Below are 13,692 nucleotides of genomic sequence, written 5' to 3' on the forward strand. Positions count from 1 at the left end.
GCATACAACTTGGTGTCGCTTGGTCTGACTTTCTTTTTAGTGGACCGCGGGCTGGACCTTGGTGAGTTTGTAGAGATCCGCCGGCGGCTCACAGTGGCCGCAGTTGATTCCGGGTTCCAACGGAGCCGGGTGGAGCGCTGCAGGTAATGGCTGAATTGTCGCTCCGGGCTTGGGAAGGCCTGTGAGTGCTGTTTTCATCGTGAGCTCAGGCAGCAATACCGGCTCGAAAACCTCGGTGGTGAAGGAGTCCGTAACCTTGTCCTTCGGGAACACGTTACAGCCGTTTTCGAACTCGTCGCCCGGGCACACCTTGACTTTGTCGGCGGGCACCCACGGCAAAGGATACTCGATGTTGTGTATAGCGAGGTTCCTCTTCTTGGTCAGGACCTCCATCATAATCTTGAACGCATAGCCGGCTGTTGCGGGTGGCGATCCAGAGGAAGCGCCGGTGAAACCTCTCGCCTTCAAAGCGGGGTCAATCAACGCGAGGCGGAATGCATTCGAGTCCTCACCAGTGATTGGAAACAGTTCGGAACGCTTGGAGGCTAACACCGCCTTCAGCACGCCTTCCTCACCATATTCCGACCATATACCCGTCACCTCCGGATGAGCAATCAACGCCTTAGCAGTTTCCTGCTGAGAGGTCTGAGCGCTCCACATCCCATAATATGTAGCGACGATATGGATGTTGGGGTATTTCTTGAAGATAGCCTCGGCTCCTAGCACATGCCTCTTGTCAACTGAATTTCCCGGAACACCCCGGTTCTCAAAGATGATACCTTTACCGCCCAACATGTTCACCAAAGCTTGCGCGGTGTTCTCACCGAAGCCCGAGGTAATATAGCTTACATTGTAGGCGCAGGGCTCAGTGACTGTCGCATCGTACATGAAGAACAGCACCCCCGCTTTGCAGCCTTTCCGGATCGTGCGGTTTAGAGCTGTGGGCGAGACGGGGAAACTAATCACGCCGTCGGCTTTGTCAGCGATCATGCTCTCATAGGCGGAGATTTGCGCCTGTACGTCCGTCCCCGAGATGACTTCCCTGAGGTCAACCAACTTGTCGTACGGGGGTGTTGCGGCAAGGGCCTTCACGATATTGGCCGCCTCGGTCTGCCAGTCGTTTCCCGAGTAGCTGAGGCTCAGGTAAATCTTGAACTTCTTATCCTGGGCTTTCGATTCTCCGTGCGCCGCCATGAATAACGCCGCGGCAGCGCTGAAGGCTAAAAGCCCGCGCTTGAGGTATTGACCGATCATCCGTTTCCTCCTGTTTTATTTGGTTTGTGACCTGCGCCGCCCGGGCGACTGCGGGACGCGGTGTTTCTGAATTTGGGCGTGAGGGCCCAACCGATCCCCATGTTTTCTCTCAATGCGAGGAGAGCAAGCATAATCACGAGGCCGTAAATGACCGTGCGCCATCCTTCGGCTAGTCCGAGGGCCTCGATGATAGTGGAGAGGGTCGTGAGCAAAAGCGCGCCGCCCACAGTCGCCAGATATGTGCCACGTCCGCCTAGGATTGACGCGCCACCCACCACCACTGCGGCCACGGACGGAAGCAAGTAAGACTGACCCATTGTCAGTGTCGCGCCGGTCGCATAACCGACGAGCAGAATCCCGGCCAGGCCCGATGTCGCGCCACTGATTGCATACGCGGCAACGATCAGCAGGCGCACCGGAAGGCCCGCGATATAGGCCGCCATCGGGCTAGTCCCTACCGCATAGAGTCGGCGGCCAAAACTACTGTGTGACTGCACCAGCGTGGCAAGAATGATAAAGATCAACAGCAGCCAGAGGATCACGGGAAGGCCTGCGAACGTGCTCGTATAGGCGCTGGTCAAGGCTGGCGAAGCGACCCCACGTGGCTGGCCTCCCGTAAATCCGAGAAAAACGCCGTAAATGATTAAACTGGTAGCAAGAGTCATGATAAAAGGCGGTAGCCTAAGTAGTGTAGCCCCCAAGCCGTTTATTGCTCCGACGCAGCCAGTTACGAGCAAGATACAGGGGATCGCCCAAAAGAGGGCGACGAGAGATGTCCCGATCCAACGGTATGCAAGGATTCCGCCCAAAGTCATGACAACGCCAACAGACAGATCAAGACCGCCTATCAGGATGACAAGACCCTGCCCGAATCCCAGCACGATTGTGAAAGAGGAAAGTAAGAGAATTGCCTGGGCCTGTTGCCAGCTGCCAAACCCGGAACTGATGAGGCGAGACGCCAGGATCATAAAGACAGTAAGCCCAAACAAGGCAAGTGTGGTCCAGCCCTCAGGCCCAATTCTGAATCCGGATCTGGCTGCCGTCGCCTTGGCTGAAGCCTCCGGGACCGGAGCCGCTGTAGCGTGCTCGGAAGGGCTAGTCTTCGTCATCGGCTCCGCCCCGCGGCGATCGAAGCAGAAATGCCGCCCACAAGGACCGCGAGAATCATAATCGCTCCCTGGAAGATGACGGTGTAGAAGGATGACACACCGGCGGAGAACAGCGCCTTCTGCAATAAGACAAGAAGAGCGGCTCCAACCATTGAGCCGATCGGCCCCCCGTAGCCGCCTGCGAATGACGTTCCTCCTATAGCGATGGCGGCGAACATCAGTAATAGAAAGGGCGTTCCGGCGGAGGGACTGCCCGTAGCAGTCACTGCGCTGAGCATAAAGCCTGCAAGGCCGTAGCAGATTCCTCCCAGACTATAGGCGAGGAATTTGGTGCGAAGGACCGGCACGCCCGCCAGTGAGGCAGCGGTCTCATCGGCTCCCACCGCGTAAATCGCCACGCCAAAGGCCGTGCTGCGAACTACGAGCCAAAGTAGGACTATAACGAGTGCGATAGCGCCTGCGGCCGGGAAGACACCCAAGATCGGATCCGTAGCGTTGTCCGCGATAAAGTCGGATACGTTGCCCCCAGGTGCGTCAAGCACCACGATGGCGAGGCCCGAGCAGACGATCATTGTGGCGAGCGTGGAGGCGATCGATTGGAGTTTGCCAAAGGCAACCAGCGCGCCGTTGACCATGCCAACGGCGAGTCCAATCAAGATGGCCAGCAGCAATCCCCACAACGCGTTGAGCGGCCCATCGCCGATCTGCGTCGCTATACAAACATTGACGAGAGAAATGACCCCGGCGACAGACAGATCGAAACCGCCCGTCAACATCACGACTGTGCCGCCGGCAGCCGCCAGTGCGAGTGGCAAGGTGTCGTTGGCTAAGTCGTTCATCGGCTGAAGGCCGAAGACGTCTCCTTGCGCTGCCGCGTAGAAGGCGAACAAAAGGACATAGAGGATCGAGACGACGAGGGCGCCGTTGCCCAGCCACAGCCTGATCGAACGATCGGCGGTCTGATCGGAAACTTTTCGGCTTACAAAAGCGCTCACGCTGTCTCCCTCGAGCGGATCTCTTCGATGTTGTGTCCGGTGGCCAGAGCCACCAAACCCTCCTCGCTTAGGTTCTCACCTGAAAGCTCACCCGCCACCCGGCCTCTGTATAAGACAAGGCAGCGATGGCTAAGCTTCACCAGTTCCGGCAGCTCAGTTGAGTAAATCAGCACGCTGCCGCCATCTTGTACAAAGCGATGGATCACCTCGTAGATCGTCTGCTTGGTTCCCACGTCGACGCCGCGTGTTGGATCGAAAAGTATCAGGCTTCGCGCGCCCGACAAGAGAACGCGCATGATGAGCGCCTTCTGCTGATTTCCACCCGAGAGCGCAGAAATGCGTAGGCGAAGGAGCCGCTCGGCGAGCTGCACACGCTGTATCTGGTCAGCCGCGACAGCATATTCGCGTCTGCTGCTGACGAGCCCAAACCGGCTGAGCCGATTCAGCAGAGGAAGCGTGACGTTGGCACATGTCGATTGAGTAAGGAAAATGCCTTCGGACTTGCGCTCCTCTGGCACGAAAGCAATGCCCGCGCCCGCCGCTAAAGCTTGTCCCGGGGACTTCAGGTTGACTAGTGAACCCTCGAGCGAAATGGTGCCACGCAATGGTCGCGCCACCCCGCCCAAAATGCGAAAGAGCTCGCGCTGTCCCTGCCCTTCAAGTGCAGCCACACCCACCACTTCGCCCTTGTGAAGCGAAAAGCCAACGTCGTGGATCGATTCTCCGGTCAGCCCGGATACCTCGATCGCAACATCCCGGACCACAGAGGAACCGCTCGCGACCTGTCGCCGCTCTTCGGAGCGCTTTCCGACCATCATGCGGAAGATTTCGTTATCGCTTGTCTCAGCGATGGCAATCGGGCCGATACTGTCCCCGTTGCGCAGGATCGTTCCCTTATTGCAGAGGCGGCGCACCTCACTAAGACGGTGCGATATGTACAGCGTCGCCATTCCACTAGCAGCCAGCTGCTCAACGATGCGAAAGAGCCATTCGGGTTCCGCCAACGCCGCGGTGGGTTCGTCCAGTACCAGCAAACGGGGTCTATGGCTGATGGCCCGGATGATCTCGATCCGTTGCTTTTGCGCAAGAGATAAGCGGCTGACGATCGAGCGGGGCGAAATATCGGCGGCATCGAATTGGTGGAGGAGTTCTACGGCCCGGGCTTCATTGCGTGATCGCGACGCTAGCCCGAGCCCCCCCTTTAGGGGATGAGGGAGTGTAAGATTGGCCGCGACGGTGAGGTTGGGTAGGAGACTAAGCTCCTGAAAGGCGGTAGAGACGCCAGAACGACGCGCGTCCATCAGGGATCGGGGTTCGTAGGGTGTGCCGTCCAGCGAGAGCGCGCCGCCGCCTTGCCGGACGATGCCACTCAGAACCTTGACGAAGGTCGATTTGCCAGCGCCGTTCTCACCGAGCAAAGCATGCACCTCGCCCGATAGCACTTCGAGTGTGACTGAGTTTAGAGCGATCGTGGCGCCATATGCCTTCGACACGCCCGCGACGCGCAGCACAGGCGTTTGGGGTGCGGGACCTCCGCTAGCGTCATCGATTTCGTCGGTCTGGTGTTGCATCGCGCCCCTCGTTGCCGGCCGCTGGACCGGCCTCTGGCCCATATGGCGCAGCCGGCGCGGAGGGTTCCGGCGCCAACTGCTCCGTATCGACGTGGTTAGGGCGTGACCGCGACCTTGATGACGCCATCGCGCTGATTTGCAAACAACTCGTAGGCTGCCTCGATGTCGTCCAGCTTGTAGCGGTGCGTCACAAGAGAGCCGAATTTGACCCGGCCGTTCTCGATGATCTTCAGCAACCGCGCCATGCGGTCCTTGCCTCCGGGACAAGTTGAGGTAACGATCGTCTTGTTCGCGAGTCCAGCTCCTATGCCTTGCAGCGGCAGGGGAACATCGGTGGAATAAATACCGACGCTTGAGATTATCGCCCCAGGCCGGGTACAATTCAGGCAACCCGCTAAGGTTTCGGTGCGGCCGAGGCATTCGAGTGCGACATCGGCACCGGCACCGTTGGTCAGCCTCATTACTTCCGAAATTACATCGGTCGCGTTGGGATCGAGGACGACGTCCGCGCCCATCAACTTCGATTTTTCTCGGCGCTCCGCCACTGGGTCCACGGCGATGATGAGCCCCGCTCCCAGCTGCCGGGCACCGGCTGTTGCGCAAAGGCCGATTGGACCCTGGGCGAAAATGACTACAGTGTCGCCGATTTTTATATTGCCATGTTCGGCCGCAGAAAAGCCGGTGCTCACAATGTCCGGAACAAGAAGGACCTCTTCGTCTGTGACATTATCTGGGATGACCGCCATGTTTGCCTGGGCGTTCGGTATGAGAAAGTACTCGGCTTGGCATCCATCAAGGTAGTTTCCGAGCATCCATCCGCCCGCAGTCTTGCCGCCACACTGAGAGTGAAATCCCATCAGACAGGAGTTGCATTGTCCGCAGGGCGTCGTAGCGGCACAAAGGACGCGCTGCCCTTCTTTGTAGCCGGTGACCTGAGAACCAACCTTTTCAAGGATGCCAATCGGCTCGTGACCGATCGTCAGCCCCTTAGCCACGGGATACTCCCCTTTGAGGATATGAATATCTGTCCCGCAAATTGTTGTCGTCGTAATGCGTACTAAAGCATCTGTAGGTCCGACATCCGGCACCGGCTTCTCGTCCAGGACGATGCGGCCGACCTCGGCGAAGATGGCGGCTCTCATTTTTGGCATCTGCGTGATCCCTAATTCGAACGTTTCTGTCTACGAGATACTTTGTTCAGAGGCGGCTTCGGACATGCGGTCAGTGGAGGAATTCGAGTGATGCCGTTTCCTGCACCACCGCCTCGGGGGTCCGATGCCGTTCCGCGTCCTGCCGCTCCTCTTGCGTACTAACCTGCGACTGCATGTAAGCTCCAAGTTGCCGCGCCCGCCGCATGATTTTGGCTCCAACCGGCATACGCTCTTGCTCGAATCCCAGCAAAGCAGACTCGACACCATCATCATTCCGGAGCGATTTAGCTAGCGACAGGGCATCTTGAGCTGCTTTGGTGACACCGGCACCAACATGCGGCCGGACCACGAAGGCGGCATCCCCGAGGAGCGCCACACGGCCTATCGCCATCCGGCGCGTCTCAAGATCATAAATCGGCTGAAAGAAGGGCTGGACAGTCAAGTGTACGAGTTCCTGAAACTGCGGAGCCAAGGAACGCGACGCTGACCGCTGCATGGCCTCGATCATCTCTCCGCGTATCAGGCGTGGCGGAATGGATAGCTCATGGACATTAGCTTGGGCGTCCGTAAGTAGTTTTCGCAGCTCGACCGCTTCATCCGCCGGGCGGTACCAGACCCAATTATAGCGCCTCCGGCCAACCCGCATGTCGTTGTTGACACCAGCAACGGGATAGCCAAGCATCTGTTCACCCTTCGGCAGTGAGAAGGTGAAATGCCCAAAAATATCCCGCCTGGTTGTCTCTGTGACGTCCCCTTCATCGACAAGCCCGCGCCATGCGACGTAGCCTGCATAGTTTGGCACGATGTCCGGAAAGAAGTGCCGCCTCACAGAAGAGCGGAAGCCATCGGCACCTATCAGAAGATCCGCGCGCGCCTCGGAACCGCCGGCAAACCGTGCCACCACAGCGTCGGCACCATTCTCAACCGATTCCAGCGTGTGTCCCATGTGATAGCATTCATCTGGCAAGCGCGATCGCAGCTCATGATAAAGCCGGTCCCAGGATGTCAGGACCTGCGGGTAGGCGAGTTCCAGAACAGCCGCTCCGGAAGGGTCGAAGACGCGTCTGCCCTCTACCCTCACTCCTAGGTCCGCGGTTAGCTCGATGCCAGCAGCTTGGAGCGCGTCGAACAGATCCCGGTGAGTGACGATGCCTGCTCCCCGGCCGGCCAATTCTACTTCGGATCGTTCGAAGACATCGACACTCCATCCTTGGCGATGCAGTAGAAGAGCTGTCGTGAGGCCCGCGATTGAGCCCCCCACAATAATCGCGCTTTTGCTCGGTTGAGAGCTCAAATCGCCACCCTATCCCCCGCAGGTTACCCCGAGGTGTTTTATTGTTATAGTTCGATCGATCTATAAATAGGAGGGGTCGAGAACGGGTGTCAAGCCGAAAGTCATTGCGCAACCTTGGCCCGCATGATCGCGGGAAGCGCAGCCAGCATAGCGTCGACACTCGTCTCCACGAATTTCTGCACGCCAAGATGTACTGGTGACCGGTAGACCTCCCGGCGAACACCGTAATAAAAGATGCCACTGTGGAAGAGCCAGAAGGTCTCGATCTCCTCGGCTGAGATTTCGGACATGGTGCCTTCACAGAAGTTATTCTCACGGCGAACCTCGACGCAAATGCGGCGGATCAGGTGATCTTCCACGAAGGCGATCCACATGGAATTTATTGGCAGGCCCTTCAATCCGGAAAACAGATAGATACGGAGCCAGTCTGAAGAGAAAATCACGCTCGTATAGTTGATGTAAAACTCGATCAGCCGAGCACGGAGCGGAACACTGGTGTTGCTGATCAGATCAGTCCATTCTGAGCGCCAACGGCCGACATAGACGCTTTGGTAGACCTCTCGGATCAGCTCTTCCTTGGTCGGGAAGTAGTTGAAAATCAAAGACTGCGTGACGCCCAACTGTTTCGCTAAATCGCGTGTTCCGCCTTCGAAACCGTGCTCTGCGAAGAAGGAGATCGCTCCGTCAAGGATCTGTCTTCGTCTATCTTCCGGCCGGAGCCGCCGCCGGATGCCGACAGACGATTTCACCGACACGATTGCCTTCTTTGCCATCAGAGGGTTTGTCCGCTTTTGAGTAACATTTGCGTAATCAGCATTAGGTCCGGTGCGCCGCATTCGCCCTCCAGGCGTCGAAGCCTATGCCGATATAACCTCAATCGGGTGCCCGCAAGGCCATCGGGGGTGGCGCGAGATATATCCTCTTGACATTGATCGATCGAACAATAAGCTGCGGATAGAGGAGAAAGCAAATGTCCCACGGAGTGAATACTCCAGAATTGCGTCCTGATCCAAGCTGGGACCAGCTATTGACGGCGGAGCTCGCGCAAAGCGCCGGAAATGGCTGTGTTGGCACTGAACTTGTGTCGGAGACTGAACGCGTTAGGGTTTGGTGCCTGCGATTGCGACCGGGCCAGAGAATTGGCTTTCATCGCCATGCACTCGACTATTTCTGGACCGTAATCTCGGATGGTGTCGCGCGCTCCCACTACAATGACGGCCGATCTGTCGAGACGACCTATCGCTCCGGGGATACCAGGGACATGACATTTCCCTCCGGCCAGTCGATGATTCACGACCTTGAGAACATTGGCGATACCGAGCTACTTTTTACGACCGTCGAATTTCTGAAAAGCGCGAATCCGGCGCTTGCTATTCCCGACTTGGTACGCAGGTCCACCACAGTTGAACCTGCGAACGTCGTATCATGAGGGCTGCAATCTGAATCTATGCAGCTGAAGCTGCTCATCGGGGGAGGAGCGACTATGACGGCACTTTTCGATCCCTTCGTACTGAAGGGCGTGACGCTTAAGAATCGTATTGCCGTGTCACCTATGTGTCAGTATTCCGCGATCGATGGTGTCGTCAACGACTGGCATTATGCCCACCTTGCCGGATTAGCTCGAGGCGGTTCGGCTCTCGTGATAGTTGAAGCGACCGGGGTTTCGGGTGAGGGGCGCATCACGCCCGGCTGCGTGGGTCTTTGGAACGATCGCCAGTCCGAGGCGCTCAGGAAAGCGGTCGAGCTGATCCGGGCCGCTGGAGCCGTGCCCGGAATCCAAATTGCGCACGCGGGCAGAAAAGCGAGCGCCAACCGGCCCTGGGAAGGCGACGACCATATCCCTGAGGAAGACCCACGAGCGTGGCAGCCCATTGCACCGTCGGCTATTGCATATGGCGGCGGTTTGGCTCGCGTGCCCAGAGAGATGGCGCTCGAGGACATCGTTCGTGTGACAGGCGAATTTGTGGCGGCGGCTGAACGGGCTCGCGATATTGGTTTTGAATGGCTCGAATTGCATTTCGCGCACGGTTATCTCGGGCAAAATTTTCTATCGCCACATTCCAATCATCGTAGCGACCTTTATGGCGGCAGTCTTTCGAACCGCAGCCGATTCCTGAACGAAATCTTGTCAGCCGTGAGAGCGGTTTGGCCGGATCACTTGCCGCTCACGGCCCGCATGGGCGTCATTGAATATGATGATCGGGAAGAGACGCTCGAGGAATCGGTTGCGGTTATTCGCGAGTTTAAGCTGCGCGGGCTCGACCTCATTGATGTCAGCCTTGGCTTCTCCACGCCAGACGCTGAAATTCCGTTTGGCCCCAATTTCATGGCCTCTATCGCCGGCCACATACGCCGTGAGGCTGACATCCCAACAGCCACCAGCTGGTATATCAGCGAGCCCGACGAGGCTAACGCCCTGGTTCGCGACCATCAGGTCGACCTCGTTATGCTTGCCCGCGCTCTCCTGGAAAACCATCATTGGCCTTATGCGGCGGCACGCGCGCTTGGCGTGAGTCGGCCGGCGTGGACGCTCCCCCCTGCGTATGCGCACTGGCTTGAGCGATATCGTTCGGCAACGCCAGGCTTTCGCTAGCGACCCGACTCAGTGAATCGCAGTCGCGATCCAAAATAGGGTATCATCCGATTAAAGATTTTCGGGTAAAGGTCATGGGCATGGTAAATTTTTGGGCGACGTTGCCCACATAGCCAAAGTCAAACTTGGATTATCCTCGTGTTCGACCGGTGTCAGGCATTCTCTTGACCCCACTTACGTGCGACTGCCGGCGCGCGATCTGTGTCGGGCACTTTCGGACCGGGCCGCTCCTTCAATAGGGCCATTCATTCTCGGGGATCATCTCGGTCTGGGTGGTGCGGACGTAGGTCACCGGCGTTTTCCGAAACTCTTCGGCGAATTCTCGCTCGGACCAGCTCGAGACGCGGCGGCCGCAGATAATCCCAGACGTTTTCCCTAAGGGCGTTGCGTTCACCGTAAGGTTCGTCTCGAAGAGAAAAACGACAATGATCATGAGAATGGTGGCGCGCTGCCGGGGCGGCGTCAACCTTAGCTGTCGGCCTCGGGCGAGCTGCACTAAACCCAGCGGGCGACAGCGGCTTCTGCAGGTCCGGTGACCAGCGTGCGGATTGAGAAAGCTCTACTCGGTCGATAGCCCTACACGTCAGTTAGACCGGGAGGACTTGCCTCCCACAATGTCCTGGAAGCGGTTGAGATGGCTCCCAATTGGCCAGCCGATCCTTGTTCGTATAGTGCAGTTTGACGATTGAGCAGGGACGAGCGGGGCACCCTCTGTTGCAACTATTCAATACTCTACCGGCAAATCGGCCAAAAATTCAGCCGCCTGCCTTTGGATGGCGGCCTGCTTCATATCGTCCATGCGGTTGAGCGAGGCGTAGGTCATCGCCATCCTCTGATTGCCGCGCAATTCAGGCGCCTTCGCAATGATAAAGTTCCAGTAGAGGAAGTTGAAGGGACATGCCTTGGAACCCAAAGTCTGCCTGACGTCGTAGTGGCAACGGCCGCAGTAATCAGACATTCGATCAATGTATTTGCCACTTGCCGCATAGGGCTTCGACCCGAGATAACCCCCATCAGCATAAAGGATCATACCGTGGACATTTGGCAACTCCACCCACTCATAGGCGTCGATATAGACGGCAAGATACCAAGCCTCTACCTCGGATGGTCGGGCACCGATCAGCAAGGCGAAGTTTCCTGTCACCATCAGTCTCTGGATGTGGTGCGCATGTGCCAGGCGCCGTGTTTGATCAACGCACTGACGCAGGCAGTTCATTTCGGTCGGGCCGCCCCAATAAATGCCGGGAAGCGCGCGATCGGCGCCAAGCCGATTGGTGTCGGCATACCCAGGCATTTTTAGCCAGTACAGGCCACGGACATATTCGCGCCAGCCGAGAATCTGACGGATGAAGCCTTCCGCAGCATTGAGCGGAACCTGGCCACCCCGCCAGGCAGCCTCTGCTGCGTCGCAAACCGCGCGAGGGTCGAGTAATCCAGCATTCAGATAGGGCGAAAGCATTGAGTGAAACAATCGATCTTCGCCCTGCCGCATCGCATCCTGGTAGTCGCCAAAGGATGGCAGCGAATGGGCAATGAAATGCGCGAGGGCACGTCGCGCATCGGACGCTGTCACCGCGTAGTCGAAGCCATCCAGCGTTCCGAAATTGCCAGCAAAGCGAGTTCCGACAAGAGCTAGAACCTCCTGCGTAATCGCGTCGGGTTTTACGAAGAAGGCCGGTGGCATATCTAGCCGCGCCGGCACGGGTTTACGGTTCTCTGTGTCGAAGTTCCAGCGGCCGCCCACGGGCTCGCCGTCCTGCTCCATCAGCAAGCCGGTTGCTCGCCGCATCTCACGGTAAAAAAATTCCATGCGAAGCTGGCGCTTCCCCTCCGCCCACCGACGAAAACGCGGCAGCGGACAAACGAACCGATCATCTTCTCGGATTTCAACGGGAACACCGGCGGCCTGCTCCCACACCTGCATCGCGTCCAAGACGCGCCATTCGCCAGGATGGGTCACCACGACGGAGACCGCCTGGTGGCGCGAAACTGCACGGGCGAGCTCTGAAGCAAAAGAGCCGCTATTGGCGGGATCAGCTAAGGTCACGTAGTCGACGCAAAATCCCTCGTTGCGCAGTTCCAACGCAAAGTGGCGCATGGCCGAAAACAGAAACGCGATCTTCTTGGGGTGATGGGGCACATAGACCGTCTCCTCCGCAACCTCCGCCATCAAGACCATGTCGCGCGCCGGGTCAGCATCGCGAAGGGAGGAGATTTCTCGGGATAGCTGATCGCCCAGAATAAACCGCAGCGTAGGCTTTCTCTTCATCGCTTTCCACCTCTCACCCGATAGATGGTGACCACCCGCCTAGACACAACGGCCGCCAGTAGTATCAAGGCGGCGGGACTGCTCGACCTCGGCACAGTGGCCACGGACGCGGCCCTTCCCGACGTCAACAAGGCGACGGGCAACGCCGCCTAGGCGGTGCGCGGTCGCGCGACGTCGCGCACCAGACACGCACGGGGGGATCGGATCCTCGATTGCGTCATCTCCCTGCCTCGACAGCGTTTAGCACGACAAAGGTGAAACTCATACGTCACTGCCCTAGAGCTACTCCATCGAACGCAAGGATTGTATGTTTGTATCTAAGAGCAGCTATAGTACTCGTCTAGCCACGAAGCGCTGCTTTGTCTCGATATTCGAGCATGACTTTTCAACAACTGAAAACGGAACAAAAGTCATTTCGTCAAATGCTATTTAGTGTATCGACTTCGTCCTAAAACCTGCATAAACGTCTCCGGGTCGTCCTACTCGGATAGTTCGGCGAGGGTAAATCGGTCGAGATAGGTAGTGGGCCAATGACTGACGGTACGGAAGAGCCTGCGGCGGCCAGGCGGCGCAGGTTTAAGGTGGAAATTCGAGTCCGTTGCAAGCGCCCACATGTTTCGTCTGGATGAAAGACAGCGAACTGAATGCTCGACAGCCTCAAAGCCTCTCTTGTCGGTCTTTTACTCGTGCTCAATGCCTCCATGTGCCTCGCCGGGCCGATCAGCTCGCGCCAAGAGGCGGCGTTTTCGACGGCCGCAGAAACCGACACCCGCTCCGTCCTCGTGTGCGGATACACTGCCTCTGATACGTCAGTATGCACTGCCGGCCCGGCGCGGGCACCGGCGCCGATAGCCGTGACAACGGAGGACGATGCTCTTCTTCGGTGCAGTCGTACCGTGCCCGCGAGCACACTTCGCGCTGTGATCCGAATAGAGTCGGACGGGTACCCCTATGCCATTCATGTGAACGGACTGAGTGCACAGCCAATGCCCGCAAGTCGTGCTGGAGATGCCACAAGGCTTGCCCAAGCTTGGATCAAGCGCGGCTATAGGGTCGACATGGGCTTGATGCAGGTTGATAGCGCGAATCTTAGCGACCTAGGCTACTCGGTTCGCGATATGTTCGATGCATGTACGAATATCCGAGCGGGGGCGAGCATATTGACGGCTGACTATCTAGCGGCCGTGCAAACCTGGCCAGACCCACAGACCGCCCTTCGAGCTGCACTTTCCGCCTACAACACGGGAAGCTTTTCGAAGGGTTTCTTCAATGGCTATGTCGCTAAATACTATGTAAGTAAAACTCATTTTCCCCAACGTGAGGCGGCGTCAGACGTCGCCGATCTGCAAACCGCCGTTGCACGCAGCCGGCGGGCCCCTGATGGAAACCATCGATAAAATATGGAACTAGCTTGTCGCGAGCCTCTGGCGCAGTGCAACTTCGCGACCGCTTCTGT

Annotated in this window: 13 protein-coding genes; 4 read left to right on the forward strand and 9 right to left on the reverse strand. The window is 57.8% G+C overall.

What is annotated here, in order from left to right; all coding sequences use genetic code 11:
* Positions 1-36: 36 nt before the first annotated feature.
* The 7 genes from GSQ83_RS08420 to GSQ83_RS08450 form a co-directional block, all read right to left on the reverse strand.
* Positions 37-1,254 (reverse strand): sugar ABC transporter substrate-binding protein, encoded by a 1,218-nt coding sequence (locus GSQ83_RS08420; RefSeq protein WP_158802457.1) that lies wholly within the window; start codon positions 1,252-1,254, stop codon positions 37-39.
* Entirely contained in the window at positions 1,251-2,363 is a 1,113-nt protein-coding gene (locus tag GSQ83_RS08425) for an ABC transporter permease (RefSeq protein WP_158802458.1), read from the reverse strand. The genes GSQ83_RS08420 and GSQ83_RS08425 overlap by 4 nt, the downstream gene beginning before the upstream one ends.
* Positions 2,360-3,358, reverse strand: a complete 999-nt coding sequence (locus GSQ83_RS08430) for an ABC transporter permease (protein ID WP_216849984.1) — start codon at positions 3,356-3,358, stop codon at positions 2,360-2,362. The genes GSQ83_RS08425 and GSQ83_RS08430 overlap by 4 nt, the downstream gene beginning before the upstream one ends.
* Positions 3,355-4,869, reverse strand: a complete 1,515-nt coding sequence (locus GSQ83_RS08435; protein ID WP_216849985.1) for a sugar ABC transporter ATP-binding protein — start codon at positions 4,867-4,869, stop codon at positions 3,355-3,357. Before GSQ83_RS08435 ends, GSQ83_RS08430 begins: the two co-directional genes overlap by 4 nt.
* A gap of 155 nt (positions 4,870-5,024) precedes the next feature.
* On the reverse strand, positions 5,025-6,080 hold the full coding sequence (locus GSQ83_RS08440; protein ID WP_158802460.1) for an alcohol dehydrogenase catalytic domain-containing protein: 1,056 nt from the start codon (positions 6,078-6,080) through the stop codon (positions 5,025-5,027).
* A 70-nt stretch (positions 6,081-6,150) separates the two neighbouring features.
* Positions 6,151-7,374 (reverse strand): FAD binding domain-containing protein, encoded by a 1,224-nt coding sequence (locus tag GSQ83_RS08445; RefSeq protein ID WP_158802461.1) that lies wholly within the window; start codon positions 7,372-7,374, stop codon positions 6,151-6,153.
* Between the two features lie 101 nt (positions 7,375-7,475).
* Complete coding sequence (locus GSQ83_RS08450; RefSeq protein ID WP_158802462.1) at positions 7,476-8,210, reverse strand: TetR/AcrR family transcriptional regulator; 735 nt, start codon at positions 8,208-8,210, stop codon at positions 7,476-7,478.
* 134 nt (positions 8,211-8,344) lie between these two features.
* Between GSQ83_RS08450 and GSQ83_RS08455 the strand changes: the two genes are divergently transcribed.
* Both GSQ83_RS08455 and GSQ83_RS08460 read left to right on the forward strand, forming a co-directional pair.
* Positions 8,345-8,803 carry a hypothetical protein gene (locus tag GSQ83_RS08455; protein WP_158802463.1) on the forward strand — a complete coding sequence of 153 codons (459 nt, stop codon included), beginning with the start codon at positions 8,345-8,347 and terminating at the stop codon, positions 8,801-8,803.
* Between the two features lie 54 nt (positions 8,804-8,857).
* A complete protein-coding gene (locus tag GSQ83_RS08460; RefSeq protein WP_158802464.1) occupies positions 8,858-9,967 on the forward strand; it encodes an NADH:flavin oxidoreductase/NADH oxidase in 1,110 nt (369 codons plus the stop codon).
* A 232-nt stretch (positions 9,968-10,199) separates the two neighbouring features.
* Here GSQ83_RS08460 and GSQ83_RS08465 read toward each other — a convergent pair whose 3' ends face one another.
* Together GSQ83_RS08465 and GSQ83_RS08470 are read right to left on the reverse strand one after the other, a co-directional pair.
* On the reverse strand, positions 10,200-10,433 hold the full coding sequence (locus GSQ83_RS08465; RefSeq protein ID WP_158802465.1) for a hypothetical protein: 234 nt from the start codon (positions 10,431-10,433) through the stop codon (positions 10,200-10,202).
* Positions 10,434-10,691: 258 nt separating this feature from the next.
* Entirely contained in the window at positions 10,692-12,236 is a 1,545-nt protein-coding gene (locus GSQ83_RS08470) for a cryptochrome/photolyase family protein (protein WP_158802466.1), read from the reverse strand.
* Positions 12,237-12,263: 27 nt separating this feature from the next.
* On the opposite strand from GSQ83_RS08470, the gene GSQ83_RS30855 reads away from it, so the two are divergent.
* The gene (locus GSQ83_RS30855; protein WP_256367127.1) at positions 12,264-12,389 is read left to right on the forward strand and encodes a hypothetical protein; all 126 of its coding nucleotides are present in this window, start codon (positions 12,264-12,266) and stop codon (positions 12,387-12,389) included.
* A gap of 548 nt (positions 12,390-12,937) precedes the next feature.
* A complete protein-coding gene (locus tag GSQ83_RS31135; protein WP_371417983.1) occupies positions 12,938-13,633 on the forward strand; it encodes a lytic transglycosylase domain-containing protein in 696 nt (231 codons plus the stop codon).
* Positions 13,634-13,692 lie beyond the last annotated feature (59 nt).

Origin of the sequence: Acidisoma sp. L85, from assembly GCF_009765865.1 — a bacterium.
GTDB lineage: Bacteria > Pseudomonadota > Alphaproteobacteria > Acetobacterales > Acetobacteraceae > Acidisoma.